16 protein-coding genes are annotated in these 15581 nt (G+C 63.6%); 9 read left to right on the top strand and 7 right to left on the bottom strand.

The genetic code is table 11. From position 1 onward, the window contains the following. Window positions 1–113: 113 nt before the first annotated feature. Entirely contained in the window at window positions 114–1532 is a 1419-nt protein-coding gene (locus JC607_RS08900; protein ID WP_198836582.1) for an amidase, read from the top strand. A gap of 166 nt (window positions 1533–1698) precedes the next feature. On the opposite strand, the gene JC607_RS08895 is transcribed toward JC607_RS08900, so the two are convergent. Together JC607_RS08895 and JC607_RS08890 are read right to left on the bottom strand one after the other, a co-directional pair. Beyond that, on the bottom strand, window positions 1699–3216 hold the full coding sequence (locus tag JC607_RS08895) for an aldehyde dehydrogenase family protein (RefSeq protein WP_198836581.1): 1518 nt from the start codon (window positions 3214–3216) through the stop codon (window positions 1699–1701). Window positions 3217–3384: 168 nt separating this feature from the next. Next, window positions 3385–4347, bottom strand: a complete 963-nt coding sequence (locus tag JC607_RS08890; RefSeq protein WP_198836580.1) for a helix-turn-helix domain-containing protein — start codon at window positions 4345–4347, stop codon at window positions 3385–3387. 305 nt (window positions 4348–4652) lie between these two features. On the opposite strand from JC607_RS08890, the gene JC607_RS08885 reads away from it, so the two are divergent. The 5 genes from JC607_RS08885 to modC all read left to right on the top strand — a co-directional run bounded on the left by JC607_RS08885 (window position 4653) and on the right by modC (window position 8633). Further along, window positions 4653–5537 carry a bestrophin family protein gene (locus tag JC607_RS08885; RefSeq protein WP_198836579.1) on the top strand — a complete coding sequence of 295 codons (885 nt, stop codon included), beginning with the start codon at window positions 4653–4655 and terminating at the stop codon, window positions 5535–5537. A gap of 41 nt (window positions 5538–5578) precedes the next feature. After that, entirely contained in the window at window positions 5579–5923 is a 345-nt protein-coding gene (locus tag JC607_RS08880) for a winged helix-turn-helix domain-containing protein (RefSeq protein WP_233092793.1), read from the top strand. 101 nt (window positions 5924–6024) lie between these two features. Then, window positions 6025–6807, top strand: a complete 783-nt coding sequence (gene modA / locus JC607_RS08875; protein ID WP_198836578.1) for a molybdate ABC transporter substrate-binding protein — start codon at window positions 6025–6027, stop codon at window positions 6805–6807. A gap of 24 nt (window positions 6808–6831) precedes the next feature. After that, window positions 6832–7530 carry a molybdate ABC transporter permease subunit gene (gene modB, locus JC607_RS08870; protein ID WP_198836577.1) on the top strand — a complete coding sequence of 233 codons (699 nt, stop codon included), beginning with the start codon at window positions 6832–6834 and terminating at the stop codon, window positions 7528–7530. Beyond that, window positions 7527–8633: a molybdenum ABC transporter ATP-binding protein gene (modC, locus tag JC607_RS08865; RefSeq protein WP_198836576.1), complete on the top strand. Its 1107-nt coding sequence runs from the start codon at window positions 7527–7529 to the stop codon at window positions 8631–8633. Before modB ends, modC begins: the two co-directional genes overlap by 4 nt. Before the next feature lie 205 nt (window positions 8634–8838). Here the strand turns inward: modC and JC607_RS08860 are convergent, their stop codons facing one another. Continuing rightward, the gene (locus tag JC607_RS08860) at window positions 8839–9924 is read right to left on the bottom strand and encodes a LuxR C-terminal-related transcriptional regulator (RefSeq protein WP_198836575.1); all 1086 of its coding nucleotides are present in this window, start codon (window positions 9922–9924) and stop codon (window positions 8839–8841) included. A gap of 73 nt (window positions 9925–9997) precedes the next feature. After that, window positions 9998–11017, bottom strand: coding sequence for a polyprenyl synthetase family protein (locus JC607_RS08855; RefSeq protein ID WP_198836574.1), 1020 nt, complete (start codon window positions 11015–11017; stop codon window positions 9998–10000). A gap of 80 nt (window positions 11018–11097) precedes the next feature. Here JC607_RS08855 and JC607_RS08850 point away from each other — a divergent pair, with 80 nt between their 5' ends. The 3 genes from JC607_RS08850 to JC607_RS08840 all read left to right on the top strand — a co-directional run bounded on the left by JC607_RS08850 (window position 11098) and on the right by JC607_RS08840 (window position 12359). Then, window positions 11098–11313 carry a DUF2007 domain-containing protein gene (locus tag JC607_RS08850; protein ID WP_092899498.1) on the top strand — a complete coding sequence of 72 codons (216 nt, stop codon included), beginning with the start codon at window positions 11098–11100 and terminating at the stop codon, window positions 11311–11313. Continuing rightward, window positions 11310–12080, top strand: a complete 771-nt coding sequence (locus tag JC607_RS08845; RefSeq protein ID WP_198836573.1) for a tRNA1(Val) (adenine(37)-N6)-methyltransferase — start codon at window positions 11310–11312, stop codon at window positions 12078–12080. Before JC607_RS08850 ends, JC607_RS08845 begins: the two co-directional genes overlap by 4 nt. A 108-nt stretch (window positions 12081–12188) precedes the next feature. Beyond that, entirely contained in the window at window positions 12189–12359 is a 171-nt protein-coding gene (locus JC607_RS08840; protein WP_092899494.1) for a YdcH family protein, read from the top strand. A gap of 46 nt (window positions 12360–12405) precedes the next feature. On the opposite strand, the gene JC607_RS08835 is transcribed toward JC607_RS08840, so the two are convergent. From JC607_RS08835 to JC607_RS08825, 3 genes are all read right to left on the bottom strand, one after another. After that, window positions 12406–13257: a DMT family transporter gene (locus tag JC607_RS08835; RefSeq protein WP_198836572.1), complete on the bottom strand. Its 852-nt coding sequence runs from the start codon at window positions 13255–13257 to the stop codon at window positions 12406–12408. A gap of 141 nt (window positions 13258–13398) precedes the next feature. After that, window positions 13399–14124 (bottom strand): beta-ketoacyl-ACP reductase, encoded by a 726-nt coding sequence (locus JC607_RS08830; protein WP_198836571.1) that lies wholly within the window; start codon window positions 14122–14124, stop codon window positions 13399–13401. Between the two features lie 196 nt (window positions 14125–14320). Continuing rightward, window positions 14321–15496 carry an acetyl-CoA C-acetyltransferase gene (locus tag JC607_RS08825; protein WP_198836570.1) on the bottom strand — a complete coding sequence of 392 codons (1176 nt, stop codon included), beginning with the start codon at window positions 15494–15496 and terminating at the stop codon, window positions 14321–14323. Window positions 15497–15581 lie beyond the last annotated feature (85 nt).

Genomic DNA, 15581 nt, shown 5'->3' with positions numbered 1-15581 from the left:
ATATGCAGGCCCGTATGCCGGTTTTGCAGGGGGTGCTTTCTCCCCCTGAGGGTCTTTCACCCGGGGCGCCGCCTCTGCTAGCCTTCGGGCGAATGCATTGTCACGGGACTGCCATGGATCTCACCGCCCGCTCCGCTCTCGATCTCTCGCAGCTGATCACCCGCCGCGAGGTGAAACCGTCCGAGGTGATGGAGGCGCATCTGGCCCGCATCGCTTCGGTGAACCCGCAGGTGAATGCTGTGATCTCGCTGCGCGATCCCGACCAGATCATGGCAGAGGCGCGGGCGCTGGACGCTGTGGCACCTGAAGGCGCGCTGTTTGGCCTGCCGCTGGCGGTGAAGGATCTCCTGAACACCAAGGGCCTCCGCACGACCTATGGCTCGCCGCTTTACGCCGATCATATACCCGAGGCCGATGATCTGATCGTTGCGCGGATGCGGGCGGCAGGGGCGGTCGTGATCGGCAAGACCAATACGCCGGAATGGGGGCATGGCAGCCACAGCTTTAACCCGGTGCATGGCGTGACGCGCAATCCCTATGACCTGACGCGCAGCGCCGGCGGGTCATCGGGGGGCGCGGCGGCGGCGCTGGCCGCGCAGATGGTGCCGCTGGCGGATGGTTCGGATATGATGGGCAGCCTCCGAAACCCTGCAGCCTTTTGTAATGTCTACGGGTTTCGCCCGAGCTGGGGGCTCGTTCCGTCTGACGCCGGGGCCGAGACCTTCCTCGACACGATGGCAACAGAGGGTCCGATGGCCCGCGATATCGCCGATCTCGCGCTGCTTTTGGGCGTTCAGGCCGGGCCCAACCCGCTGACCCCCTTTGGTCAGTCCGCGCAGGATTACCTCGGCGCGGTCCGGGCCGCGCCGGATGATCTCAACGGGAAGCGCATTGCCTGGTTTGGTGATTTCAACGGTCAGATCCCGTTTGAATCCGGCATCATCGCCGCCTGTGAGGCCGGGCTGAAGACCTTTGAAAGCCTCGGCGCCGAAGTGGTGCCGGTGTCGCTCCCGCTGCCGGTGGCCGATCTCTGGCAGGCCTGGGTCACGATCCGCAGCTTCCTGAATTTCGGGGGCAAAGGGGCCGAGCGCCAAACGCCCGCCCGCTGGGCCCGGCTCAAACCCGAAACGCAATGGGAGGTCGAGACCGGCGCGCAAGTGACGGCAGCGGCGCTCTACCAGGCGTCGAAAATCCGCTCCGCCTGGTATGCGCACGCGCATCAGTTGCTGGCGGATTACGATGCGCTGGTGATGCCGGTGGCGCAGGTCTGGCCCTTCCCGGCCGACTGGCGTTATCCCGAAAGCATCGATGGCCAAAGGATGGACACCTATCACCGCTGGATGGAAGTGGTGGTGCCGGTCTCGCTGATCGGCCTGCCCGCTTTGGCGGTTCCGGTGGGATTCGGCGCAAACGGCCTGCCGACGGGTATCCAGATTGCGGGGCGCCACGGATCCGACGCCGCGATTCTCGCCATGGGCGAAGCCTGGCACCGCGCCACCCGCTGGCCGGAAAAGAACCCGCCCCGGATCTGAGGTCCTGCCCGCCGCGGAAAAGCGGGAAAGGGCAGTCCCCGGGCCAGGGCGGGCCGGAGGGCCAGAGGCTGCCCGGGCCGGAACCCGATGCACCCTCCGACAGGGAGAGCAAGAGGGGGTCCGGGGGAGAGTACTCTCCCCCGGCTTTGTCCGGAACCGCTGAGGCTCAGAAGAAGCCGAGCTTCTTCGGATTGTAGGAGACCAGCAGGTTCTTGGTTTCCTGATAATGGTCGAGCATCATCTTATGGTTCTCGCGCCCGATCCCCGATTGTTTGTACCCGCCAAAGGCCGCGCCGGCCGGATAGAGATGGTAGCAATTGGTCCAGACCCGGCCCGCTTCGATCGCGCGACCGGCGCGGTAGGCGGTGTTTGCGTTCCGCGACCAGACGCCTGCGCCCAGACCGAAGACGGTGTCATTGGCGATCTCGATCGCCTCGTCCTGGGTCTTGAAAGTGGTCACCGACACGACCGGCCCGAAGATCTCCTCCTGGAAGACCCGCATCTTGTTGGTGCCCTCGAAGACGGTTGGCTGGATATAGAAGCCTTTCGAGATATCGCCGTTGAAATGGTTCGCCTGGCCGCCGGTCAGCACTTTCGCGCCTTCTTTCGGGCCGAGCTCCAGATAGGACGAGATCTTGTCGAATTGCTGCTTCGAAGCCTGGGCACCGATCATCGTATTCGCCTGACGCGGGTCGCCTGCCACAATGGCCTCGACCCGTTTCAGCGCGCGTTCCATGAACCGGTCATAGATCGATTCCTGGATCAGGGCGCGCGACGGGCAGGTGCAGACCTCACCCTGGTTCAGCGCGAAAAGGGTGAAGCCTTCCAGCGCCTTGTCGAAGTAATCGTCATCCTCATCCATCACGTCTTCAAAGAAGATGTTCGGCGATTTGCCGCCAAGTTCCAGCGTGATATTGGTCAGGTTGTCGGCTGCGGCCCGCATGATCGACTTGCCCACCGGGGTCGAGCCGGTGAAGGCGATTTTCGCGATGCGCGGGCTCGATGCCAGCGCCGCACCGGCCTCGGCACCGGTGCCGTTGACGATATTCAGCACGCCCGGCGGCAGCAGGTCTTCGATGAATGAAAGCAGGAACAGGATCGAAGCCGGGGTCTGCTCTGCCGGTTTCAGCACGACACAATTCCCCGCCGCGAGCGCCGGTGCCAGTTTCCAGGCCGCCATCAGGATCGGGAAGTTCCAGGGGATGATCTGGCCCACAACGCCCAGCGGCTCGTGGAAGTGATAGGCGACGGTGTCATCGTCGATCTGCCCGATCGAGCCCTCCTGCGCCCGGATCGCGCCGGCGAAATAGCGGAAATGGTCGACTGCCAGCGGGATATCTGCCGCCATGGTCTCGCGCAGCGGCTTGCCGTTATCCCAGGTCTCGGCAATCGCGATGGCTTCGAGATTCTCTTCGATCCGTGCGGCAATCTGCAGCAGGATGTTTGAGCGCGTCGTGGCCGAAGTCTGCGCCCAGCCGCGACGGGCGGCATGGGCGGCATCCAGCGCCGCTTCGATATCGGCCGCATCCGAACGCGCGACCTCACAGATCACGCTGCCGGTCACCGGCGAGATGTTCTCCATATAGCGCCCGGCTTTCGGCGCGACCCATTGGCCGCCGATAAAGTTTTCATAGCGGGTTTTGTAGGGCGCAGTGCTCAGGCCGAATTCTTCATGCTTGGTCATGGTAGCTCCTCCGTTGGCCGCTCTCCCTTGCGGCTGATGACACCAAGCTGGCGTCTGATTGCAGGCGGGTCACCCCCGGGGATATGCCGCAGCTGCGAAAGCTGTCGCAGTTCTGAGACAGTCTGTCCTGCCGACTGCCCGACAGTGCGATTGTCGTTCGGCCGTCCGTCAGTCGGACCGGCCCATTTTGCGATGCAGGGTCGCGCGGCTGATCCCAAGCGCCCGTGCCGCGGCCGAGATATTGCCGCCGGTGCGCGCGATGGCGCGGTGGATCACTGCGCGCTCGCCATCTTCGGGGCGCAGATGGCTGCTGACGCCCAGCAGATCGGCGGCAGGGACCGGGTTTCTGGCCAGATCACCGGTCAGGCCCAGATGCTGGCGCGCCATGCGCGTGGCGCCGATCACCAGCTCATCGGCATCGACCGCCAGAAGCGCGCCGGTGCCGCGATCCGCACCGGGAACCAGCACCATCCGCGCGCCGCTGTAGCGCGCCTGGAACAGATCTGCCTCGATCCGGCGGGCGGCCTCATGCACCGAATGGCTCAACAGGCCCGAGAACCCTTCGGCGATATCGGCGCGCACGGTCGAGACATCCAGCACCGCCACCAGATCGCCCGAAGGATCCCAGATCGGCGCCGAGGCGCAGGTCAGCGCGGTATTCGCGGCAAGGTAATGCTGGTCACGATGGATCACCACCGGCCGCCCTTCGGCAAGGCAGGTGCCGATCCCATTGGTGCCAACCGCCGCTTCGCTCCAGTCCGAGCCGGCGCTGAGGCCGGCATCCTGGAAATCGCGGTCTTCCGATTGCTTCACCAGGCGTTCAAAGGGAATGCCGTCCTCGCTTGCGAGGATCACGCTGGCGCCAAAACCGCCGACCACCTGAAACAGCCGCTCCAGCGTCGGGCGGGCGGCGCGGGTCACCGGCTCCATCCTCTCGCGCAGGCGGGCGAGCCCCATCCCGTCCAGCCGCTGATCACGTGGCGCAAGGGCCGAAGGCGCCAGCCCATGGCGGGCCGAACGCGCCCAGGAGGCGACAATCGACGACCGCGCGGCCTGGCCCTTTTCCAGCGCGGCAGAAACCTGGGCCACATGGTCGCGGATGGTGCGGCCGGTGGTGATATTGCCTGGCATGGATCGGCCTTCTCCCCTCCGCCGTCCGGGAACAGGATCCCGTCCGGAATTGCATCTCGGAAACAGCAGTTCTTTCCCCCGGGGCCCGGCTTTTCTGCTACTCTCTGAGCCAGGGCTGCAGGCGCGCCGGTCTGTGGCGCCGATCTGCCGCTGCCAGCTATTTGGGCATTGCCCGCAGAACTGCATCACTCCGGATGCGACAGAGTAACGCATGTTCTGCTTTCGGGGGCAAGAAATCTTGTGGCGCTGTCACGAGCCTGTGCAACGGGTGCCGCAACGCCAATCTGAAAAGGTCGTGGTCCAGGATGATCGTCCGTGACAAACCCACCCCGCTGCAACTTCTGACCGCGACACGCGGTTCGATTGTCTTCCAGGTCGCACCGCCGGTGCTGTTCGTTGCCTGTTTCGCGCTTGTGGTGGTCCTGCTCGACCATATGACGCCCTGGGTGCCGCATCTGAACGCCGCCGCCTATACGGTGTTCGGGATCGGGCTGTCGCTTTTCCTCGGGTTTCGCAATGCCGCCGCCTATGACCGCTGGTGGGAGGCGAGGAAGCTCTGGGGCGGGCTCCTGGCCGATCTGCGCAGCTTTGCCCGGGAGGTCGGGACTTTCGTGCCTGACCCGCGGCGGCGCGAGCGGATGCTGCGGCTGGCGCTGGAATTCATCCATGCCCACCGGATCAACCTGCGCAAGCTGGTGCCGCCGGAGACCGGGCCCGGGGCGCAGTTCCGCGCGGCCACGCACCCGCCCTGTGCCGCGATGGATGCGATCACTGATGAGCTGAGCGCGGGCTACCGGTCGGGCGAGATCGACGGCTTCGGCGCGCGCGCGCTGACCACCCGCATGGCCAATCTCGCCCTGCTCCAGGCGGGGGCCGAGCGCATCGCCAACAGCCCGTTGCCTTACGTCTATTCGCTGCTGATCTATCGCACGACCTGGCTTTATTGCCTGCTGCTGCCGCTGGCGCTGGCGGAAACCACCGGCTGGCTCTCGCCTTTGTTCACCGCCATTGTGGCCTATATGTTCCTTGGCCTGGCGGAAGTGACCGAGGAACTGAGCCATCCCTTCGGCACCAGCCCCAATGGCCTCGCGCTGGATGCGATCTGTCGCGCCTGCGAGATCAGCCTTGCGCCGCATCTGGGGGAGGAGCCGCCGAAACCGCTGGGGCCGGTCGAGCATTATCTCAGCTAGAGCCTCTTGCCAGCCGGCCTCAGGAGGGGGAAACTGGCGTGATGAAACGCTTTTTCCTGCGCCTTTACTTTGACAATGCGATGGTCGGCCCCGGCAAGGCCGAACTTCTGGAACATATCCGCGAGACCGGCTCCATCTCGGCGGCCGGTCGCGCCATGGGGATGAGTTACAAACGCGCCTGGATGCTGGTGGAAGAGCTGAACGCGGCCTTTGCCAGCCCGCTGGTCGCCAGCGCGCGCGGCGGCTCTGGCGGCGGCGGCGCGCATCTGACGCCCGAGGGCGAACAGGTGCTGGCGCTTTTCCGCGAGATCGAACGCAAATCGCGCGAGGCAGGTGCCGAAGAGATCGCCCTGCTCGAGACGATGCTGGCCTCCGGTCAGCCCTGATCTGCGGCAAAGGGCGTTGTGGCGAGCGGGAAATAACCCTTGCGCCTGTCGCCTCGGGCAGTCTTTATATCCGCAAAGATATATCGAACCGGAGGAATCCAATGTCTTTCGCCAGCCGTAAATTCGCCCGCCGCGCTGCGCTGTTTGCGACCGCTTTCAGCCTCGCGCTGCCCGCCATGGCCCAGGCCGAAGAGGTCGTGGTTTTTGCCGCCGCGTCGATGAAGAACGCGCTGGATGAGGTCGCGGCGAAATTCCAGGAGGAAACCGGCAATACGGTGGTGATTTCCTATGCCGGATCGAATGCGCTGGCGAAACAGATCATCGAAGGCGCGCCTGCCGACATCTTTATCTCGGCTGCCGTCAACTGGATGGATGAGGTCGAAAAGGCGGGTCTGGTTGTCGAAGGTGCGCGCGGCGATCTTTTGGGCAATACGCTGGTCCTCGTTGCGCACGGCAAGGATGCCGCGCCGGTCGAGATTGGTGAGGGCTTTGATCTGAAAGCGCTTTTGGGCGATGAGAAACTCGCCATGGCCTTGATCGATTCCGTGCCCGCCGGCCAGTATGGCAAGGCCGCGCTGGAACATCTGGGTCAATGGGGCACGGTTGAGGGATCGGTTGCTCAGGCCGATAATGTCCGCGCGACGCTGGCGCTGGTGGCCCAGGGCGAGGCGCCTTACGGCATCGTTTATGCGACCGACGCCGTGGCCGAGGATAATGTCACCGTGGTCGGCACCTTCCCCGCTGACAGCCATAAACCGATCGTCTACCCTGCCGCCCTGCTGACCGGCGCGGCGGATGCGGCGGACCGCGCCTTTTACGAGGCGCTTTCGGGGGATGAGGCCGACAGGATCTTTGCCGCCGAAGGCTTTTCGATCCTGAACTGAGACTGATGAAAGGGCCTGAGAGGCGTGACGGACTGGCTGTCTCCTGACGAATGGAACGCGGTGATGCTGTCGCTGCGGGTGTCGTTCTGGGCGGTGCTGGTCAGCCTGCCTCTGGGGCTTTTCATCGCCCATGCCCTTGCCCGGTGGGAGTTTCCCGGCAAGCAGGTGCTGAACGGCATCGTGCATCTGCCGCTGATCCTGCCACCGGTCGTTACGGGCTATCTGCTGCTGATGACGTTCGGGCGCAAAGGCACGGTGGGGTACTATCTCGACCAGTGGTTCGGGATCGTCTTTGCCTTTCGCTGGACCGGGGCCGCGATGGCTGCGGCCGTTATGGCTTTCCCGCTGATGGTGCGCGCCATGCGGCTCGCCATCGAGGCGGTGGATCCGAAACTGGAACAGGCCAGCGCCACGCTCGGGGCGTCGAAACCCTGGGTCTGGCTGACGGTGACGCTGCCGATGATCCTGCCCGGTGTGATCGCAGGCTGCATCCTTGCCTTCGCCAAAGCGATGGGGGAATTCGGCGCCACGATCACTTTCGTGTCGAACATCCCGGGCCAGACCCGCACCCTGCCATCGGCAATCTACAGTTTCATGCAGGTGCCGGGCGGCGAGGCCCAGGCCGCCCGCCTCGTCTGGGTCGCCATTGTGATCGCCATGGCGGCGCTTTTGCTGTCGGAATGGGTCTCGCGGGTGGTTGCGCGCAGGATTTCAGGGCAATGACGCTGTCGGTTTCCCTGCAGCACCGCTTTCCCGGCATCACGCTGGATGTGCGGTTTGACGCGCCTCTGGGGGTGACGGCGCTCTTTGGCCGCTCGGGGTCCGGCAAGACCACGGTGGTCAATGCGGTGGCCGGGCTCTTGCGTCCCGATCAGGGCCGGATCACGCTGGGCGACCGGGTCTTACTCGATACCGCGCGCGGAAATTTCCTGCCGCCCCATAAGCGCCGCATCGGCTATGTCTTTCAGGATGCACGGCTTTTCCCGCATCTCACGGTGCGTCAGAACCTGCTTTATGGCTGCTGGTTCGCGCCGAAGGGCCGCGCGGGTGCAGCATTTGACCAGGTGGTCGACCTTTTGGGCATCGCCCCTTTGCTTGACCGCCGCCCCGGTCGCCTCTCTGGCGGCGAGAAAAGCCGGGTGGCGCTTGGCCGGGCGCTTTTGTCCGACCCCGATCTTCTGTTGATGGACGAGCCGCTCGCCGCGCTGGATGAGGCGCGCAAATCCGAAATCCTGCCCTATCTGGAACGGCTGCGCGATACTGTGGCGCTGCCGATCCTTTATGTCAGCCATTCGCCGGCCGAAGTGGCGCGGCTGGCGACGACGGTGGTGATGCTTGAGGCAGGCCAGGTCAGCCGCGCCGGCCCGGCGGACGAGGTGCTGGCCGACCCGGTTTCCGCGCGCGGCTTTGGCCCGCGCGAGGCGGGGGCGGTGCTGAACCTGCGCGTCGGCGCGACTGATCCCGATGGGCTGACGCGGCTTGAGACCGGTGGCGGCGCGCTCTGGCTGTCTTTGCCGGGCGTGGCCGAGGGGACGGCGCTGCGCCTGCGGATCCTTGCGCGCGATGTCATGCTGGCGCGACAGCAACCGGAAGCGATTTCGGCGCTGAATGTTCTTGACGGCACGGTGCGGGAAATCTCGGAGCAAGACGGCGAGGTGCTGGTGCGCCTTGCGGTGGGCGAGGCGGCGCTGCTGGCGCAGATCACCCTGCGTTCGGCCCGGCTGCTTGAACTTGAGCCGGGGATGCGGGTTTTCGCAGTTGTCAAATCGGTGGCGGTGGCCCCGGGGACAGCAGGGGCGGGGGCAGGGGCAGGGACGGTGATATAGGGCGCGGATTTGGCCTCGCAACAGTCTCCGCTGCATTTTCACCCTGTAGGGTGATGGGTCGCCGCTGCAGACGGGGGTATCCTTGGTCCATTGAGACAAGACCTTTCATTCGCTTTCGCCGGGGGGAGGCGCCGCAAGAAGGCGACTTCCCCCGGTTTTCGGCCCAGAGTCAGGGTCGGCATCAGGCGCGGGTCAGGGACGGTTTTCAGCCCCGCCCGTTCAGTCGTTGTATCAGCGCCAGCTGGTTATCGGATCCTGTCTTGTGAAGCAGGCTCTTCACCTGGCTGCGGATTGTCTCGACCGAGCGGCTGTGGGCGTCGGCGATTGCCCGGATCGAGAGCCCCTGCGTGATCCCCGTCAACACCCGTGTTTCGGCTGCGCTCAGGGCATAGCGCTGCTGGAAATGCGCGATTCGCAGCGGTTCGGACCTCACCTGCCCCTCTTCGATGATCAATCCGGCGGCCGGACCACACAGCAATTCGGATATCGGCTCGCGGGCGGCGCGGAACAGGGTCAGCCGGCAGCCATTCTGATGCCAGACATGCTCCGTCGGCCCGTCATAGCCCCGTGCCAGGATCTGCCCCAGAAACTGCCGCGCCGCCTCATCTGCAAAATGAATGCGCCCGGTCGGGGTCAGGGTAAAGAGAGCCGCGCGCCGCGTCGCCTCTTCGGCCGCCGGCGAAATCAATGTCGGTTTCAGATCATCGCCGATCACGCAAAGCCCGGTACCGATCACGCCAAGCGCCTCGGTGGCGAAATTACCCGGAATGACCTCTCTGCCGAGATTGGCGAAATGTCGCATCACCCGCTGAAGATGCGGCGTCAGCGCCTCAAGCTGACGACCCATCATGGTGGCGATTTCAGGATCACTGTCTCCGAAAACCATGGTCAGCAGCATATGTTCGCTGCCCCTTCGCCCGAGGGTCACTCCGGTCGAGCCGATATAGCCGGCAGGCCGCAGGAAATCGTTGTAAAACTCGGTCCGCTTCAGCACTTCGCGCGCGATCACCTGGTGGTCGACGATCACATCATTGGCGCGCAGGAGGTGATCGGGCACCCAGGGGTTCAGCTGGCTGTAATATGTGGCGTAATCCGAGATCTGCCTTGTTCCGATCCCCGAGGTCAGCTCCAGTCGCCCGAGACCTCCACTCATGCGTTCATTTTGCAGCATGAACAGGGCGCCGCCATTGGCGCGATCCGACACCAGCAGACCCAGAAACCGCGACCAGTCTGCTTCCCCAAGCAGAATCGAATAAAGGGCCTCGGTCAGGTCGGCATGAATGTCAGACAAATCGTGCTCCTTGCCGCAAGGAAAGCACAGGCTCTCGCGGAAAGGAAGTCAGCAGTGCCGGCCGTGGCCGCCGTTACGCGATGCGCGAAACCACGAAATCCGCAAGATCGCCCAGGATCGCCCTCAGCGGATGATCGGGGAGCGGCGCCAGCGCGGCGCGCGCGGTCGCGGCCCAGGTGAGCGCATCGGCGCGGGCGGCGGCCAGGGCACCGTGGCGTTCCATCAGCGAAAGCGCAATCTCCAGATCGCCCTCATGCTGATCGCCTTTGGCAATGACGCGGGTCCAGAAAGCCTGCTCTTCCGCATCGGCTTTGGCGACCGCCTTGATCAGCGGAAGGGTCAGTTTGCGTTCGCGGAAATCATCGCCGGTGTTCTTGCCGATCACAGCCGAGGTGCCACCGTAATCCAGCAGGTCATCGGCAATCTGGAAGGCGATGCCAAGCGCGTCGCCATAAGTATAGAGCGCCCGGACCTGATCGGGCGTCGCCCCGGCAATCTCGGCGCCGGATTCCGTGGCCGCGGAAAACAATGCCGCCGTCTTGCCACGCACCACCCGGATATAGGTGTCCTCTGTGGTGGCCAGATCCCGGGCGGCGGTGAGTTGCAACACCTCGCCTTCGGCAATCGTCGCCGAGGCATTGGCGAGAATATCAAGCACGCGCAGGCTGCCCGGTTCGACCATCAGCTGGAAGGCGCGGGCAAACAGATAATCGCCGACCAGCACCGAGGACTTGTTGTCCCATAAAAGATTGGCGGTCGGCCGGCCGCGGCGCTGCGCGCTTTCATCGACGACATCATCATGCAAAAGCGTGGCGGTATGGATGAATTCAACGGTGGCGGCGAGCTTCTGGTGGTCTTCACCGCCCGGATTTCTGGCCGGATAGCCGCAGATATGCGCCGCGGCGAGCACCAGCATCGGGCGGATCCGTTTGCCGCCGGCCTCGATCAGATGGGCGGTGACTTCGGGGATGCGGGGCGCATGTTCGCTGGCCATCCGCGCGCGAATGATCGCATTGACGGCGGCCATATCCGGGGCCAGAGCCTCCGCCAGCCGGTCCTGCGGACCGTGATGCGCGTTGTCACTGCCGTCCATCTTCATCCCCAAACACTCAGGTCAAACCCTGGGGGCAGGCGCCTCTTGCCCTGACGGCCCGGTGCGGCTACCCAAAACCTATGAAAGAGCTTTTGCGCACGACCGACCCGACGGTGATCGCCTTTGCGACGGCCCTTCTTGAGGGCGAGGGAATAACAGCCTTCGACCTGGACGTCCACATGAGTGTACTTGATGGTTCACTCGGAATTTTGCCGCGCCGCCTGATGGTTGCAGACCGCGACCTCTTTATGGCGCGGGCGATCGTGACGGATAACGGCTTGGAGGTTTCGCCATGAGCACGGAGCAGTTTGTCGACGGGGATTTGTCGGATGACAAATTCCTGTGCGGCAGGCTCAGGCTCTGGCAGCCGCTCAGGGGGTATCGGGCGGCGACGGATGCCGTGCTGCTTGCGGCGGCCTGTGGCGCGAAGCCGGGCCAGCAGGTGCTGGATCTGGGCTGCGGGGCGGGGGCGGTGTCGCTGTGCCTCGCCGCCAGGGTGCCGGAGCTGCGGCTCGCGGGGCTGGAGGTGCAGCCGCTTTACGCAGCCCTTGCGCGCCGGAATGCGGAACGCAATGGCATCGCGATGGAGGTGCATGAGGGCGATCTGAGCCGGATGCCCCTGGCCCTGCGTCATGATTTCGACCATGTGGTCGCCAACCCGCCCTGGTATCCGGCCGGGGGCAGCGCCTCGCCGGTGGATATCAGGGCGAAAGCGATGCAGGTGGTCCTGCCGGTGTCGGACTGGGTGGCGGCGGCGACGCGGCGCCTGGCGCCCGGCGGCTGGCTGACACTGATCGCAGGCGCGGATTCGGTGCCCGAGCTCCTGGCGGCGCTGGCGCCAAAGCTCGGCTCGGCCTCGATCCTGCCGCTGGCGGCGCGTGAGGGGCGCGAAGCGCTCCGGGTGATTTTGCGGGCAAAGAAAGGGGGCCGCGCTGCCTTTCGCCTGTTGCCGCCGCTGGTGATCCATGAGGGCCTGGCGCATGATGGCGACCGTGAAAGCTATACTGCGGAAGCAAATGCAATTTTGCGTGACGGTGCAGCTCTGCCGGCGCGTTTCGGCTGATTAAAAGAGAATTACCGGCAATATTTGTCGCTCTCATATGAAAGAGAGATGACACGACGCGCGTTCCGTGCTGCAATCCTCCTTACGCGAACCATACAGGAGGACGAAATGACCATTTCTTCGCATCTGGCAGAACTTCGCAAGAAGCACGAGGTGCTCTCTGATAAGGTCGAGAAAGGGCAACGCAGCCCGGCGACGGATGCCACCCAGATCGCAGAATGGAAGCGCCAGAAGCTTCGGCTGAAAGAGGAAATTGGCCGCCTCAGCGCCTCCCACTGAGTGAATTCTCCTGAGTCCCGACCGGAAACGCCCGGGAATATGAGGATCAGGACGCCTTGCGGGAGGCGATCAGCGCACCACCGGTGATCAGAATCGCAGCCGCAAGGATGGCCCAGCTGGCTTCGGCTTTGCCCGCGATGATCAGGGCAAGCGTTGACAGCAAAGGGGCAGCATAAGAGGCGACACCCAGAAGCTGGATGTCGCCTCTTTTCATGCCGATATCCCAGGTGAAGAACGCCGCGCCGACCGGCCCAATCCCCAGCAGCAGCACCGAGAGCCAGCCGGCAGTGCCGGTGGGCCAGAGGGTCTCCTCCAGCGCAAGATGAGCGATCAGCGACAAGGCGGCGGAGGCGAGACAGAAGATGGTGACGCTTTCCGTTGGCACAGTGCCGAGACGGCGCGAGATGACCGAATAGACCGACCAGGTGAGCGCACAGCCAAAAGCCAGGATCATGCCGGTGGTGTTGAAACCGCTTTCTGTGCCACCGCCAAGGATGATCAGCGCGGCGCCGGAAAAGGCGACAGCTGCCCCGAGCAGCTGCGGCATGCGCAGTTTTTCGCCCGGCAAAAGGCCGGAAAAAAGGACGATGAACAGCGGCCAGAGATAGGCGATCAGCCCGGTTTCTGCTGTGGGTGAAACGCGGAAGGCTGTAAAGTAAAGGAAGTGATATCCGAAAAGACCAATTGTTCCAAACGCATAGACTTTCCACGAGATGGTCTTTAACAGATGGAACCCGTTTCGCGCCGTCCAGACCAGCCCGATGCTGCCGCCAATGGCAAAACAAATCGCGTTGAGCAGGAAGGGCGGCACGGGCTCTGATCCGATGGTCAGAAGGGCCAGCAAAGCCCACATCAGGACTGCGCTAAATCCGATGGCCGTAGCCCTATTGTGCGACATTTCAGCTCTCCTGCCCCCGTTTCCTTAAGTAAGGAAACGGCCCGGAGTTTTCTTTGAAAACTCCGGCGCCCTTGTAATCTGGCACCGCAGAAAGAGAAAGGCCCGCCGGGGCGGGCCTTTCCTGTGGCGCAACGGGATTGGTCAGACGACGAACTGGCCACCATTCGCAGAGATGGTCGAACCGGTGATGAACCCTGCATCATCCGAGGCAAGGAAGGCCACGCAGCGCGCGATCTCGTCCGGCTCGCCGAGGCGGCCGACCGGGATTTGCGGGATGATGCGTTCGGCGAGGACTTTCTCGTCGATAGCGCGCACCATTTCGGTGCCGATATAGCCGGGGCAGATCGCATTTACCGTGATCCCGGCCCGCGCACCCTCCTGGGCCAGAGATTTGGTAAAGCCGAGATCTCCCGATTTCGCCGCCGAATAATTCGCCTGGCCGGCCTGGCCTTTTTGCCCGTTGATGGAAGAGATATTGATCACGCGGCCGAATTTGCGATCCCGCATACCTGACCAGAGCGGATGGGTCATATTGAACAACCCGGTCAGGTTGGTGTCGATGACCTCTTTCCACTGGCCGGGAGTCATTTTGTGGAACATGGCATCGCGGGTAATGCCGGCATTGTTCACCAGCACATCGACCGGACCCAGATCGGCCTCGACCTTTTTGATGCCTTCAACGCAGGCATCATAATCGGCAACTGACCATTTATAGGCCGGAATGCCGGTTTCCGCAGTAAAGGCCTTGGCCGCATCGTCATTGCCGGCATAATTGGCGGCAACCTTATAGCCGGCCGCTTTCAGCGCGATTGAAATGGCTGCGCCGATGCCGCGAGAACCGCCGGTGACGAGTGCAACTCTGGACATGATTCCTCCTCAGAAAAGCTGTTCCCCGGAAGTTAGCGGCAGTTCACCCAGTGCGCAATATTGTTTCAAAAATTATTTTGCTTGCGCAGCAAAGTTTCATTGGGATCGTATGTTTGTAACGCGGCCCGGCTATGGAAAAGGGCACCGGATCGCGCCGGTGCCCCTGAATTTAGGTCTATATTACAAATATTTGATGTCAGTCGCGCTCAAGGCACATCGCGACACCCATGCCGCCGCCGATGCAAAGCGTAGCGAGGCCTTTCTTCGCACCCGACCGGTTCATCTCGAAGATCAGCGTATTGAGGATCCGCGCACCCGAAGCGCCGATCGGGTGACCGATCGCAATCGCGCCGCCATTGACGTTCACTTTTGCCGGATCCCAGCCCATGTCCTTGTTCACCGCGCAGGCCTGAGCGGCAAAGGCTTCATTCGCCTCAACGAGGTCGAGGTCAGCGGCCTTCCAGCCCGCCTTGTCCAGCGCTTTGCGCGAGGCATAGATTGGGCCGACACCCATGATCGACGGATCAAGACCAGCCGTCGCGTGAGAGGCAATCCGCGCGAGCACTTTCAGCCCGCGTTTCGCGGCTTCCTCTTCGGTCATCAGCAAGACGGCGGCCGCGCCGTCATTGAGGCCCGAGGCGTTGGCGGCGGTCACGGTTCCGTCTTTGGTGAAGGCGGGTTTCAGCTTTTGCATCGCCTCGATCGTGGCGCCGTGGCGGATATATTCATCGCTGTCGACCAGGATATCGCCCTTACGGGTCTTCACCGTGAAGGGCGCGATCTCATCTTTGAACTTGCCGGCTTTCTGCGCCGCTTCGGCTTTGTTCTGGCTGGCGACGGCGAATTCATCCTGCTGCTCGCGCGAGATCTGCCATTGAGCGGCTACATTCTCGGCGGTCTGGCCCATGTGATAGTTGTTGAATGCATCCCAGAGGCCGTCTTTGATCATCGAGTCGATCATCTTCATGTCGCCCATCTTGGTGCCGGCGCGCAGATGCGCGACATGGGGCGAAAGGCTCATGCTTTCCTGACCGCCGGCGATGACGATCCCGGCCGCGCCGGTCTGGATCTGCTGGGCGCCAAGCGCGACCGTGCGCAGGCCCGAACCGCAGACCTGGTTGATCGACCAGGCCGGGCTTTCCTTGGGAAGGCCGGCGAGGATATGGGCCTGACGGGCCGGGTTCTGGCCCTGACCTGCGGTGAGCACCTGGCCCAGAATGGTCTCGCTGATTTCGGATTTGTCGATCCCGGCCCGGGCGATAACGGCCTCGATCACACTCGCTCCCAGTTCATGCGCCGGTGTATTGGCGAAAGCCCCATTGAACGAGCCCACGGCGGTCCGTGCAGCCGAAACGATTACGATATTGGTCATCTGAAGCCTCTCCTCAGGCAGTAACGTCGGGCAGAGATCCGCGAGGGGATCGGGCGGCCCGCAGGGTCTTCTTTGGCGAAGAGGG

This window comes from Paracoccus sp. IB05 (assembly GCF_016405985.1).
GTDB lineage: Bacteria > Pseudomonadota > Alphaproteobacteria > Rhodobacterales > Rhodobacteraceae > Pseudogemmobacter.
The sequence above is the reverse complement of the archived record's forward strand: the minus strand, read 5'-3'. Positions and strand labels throughout refer to the sequence as shown.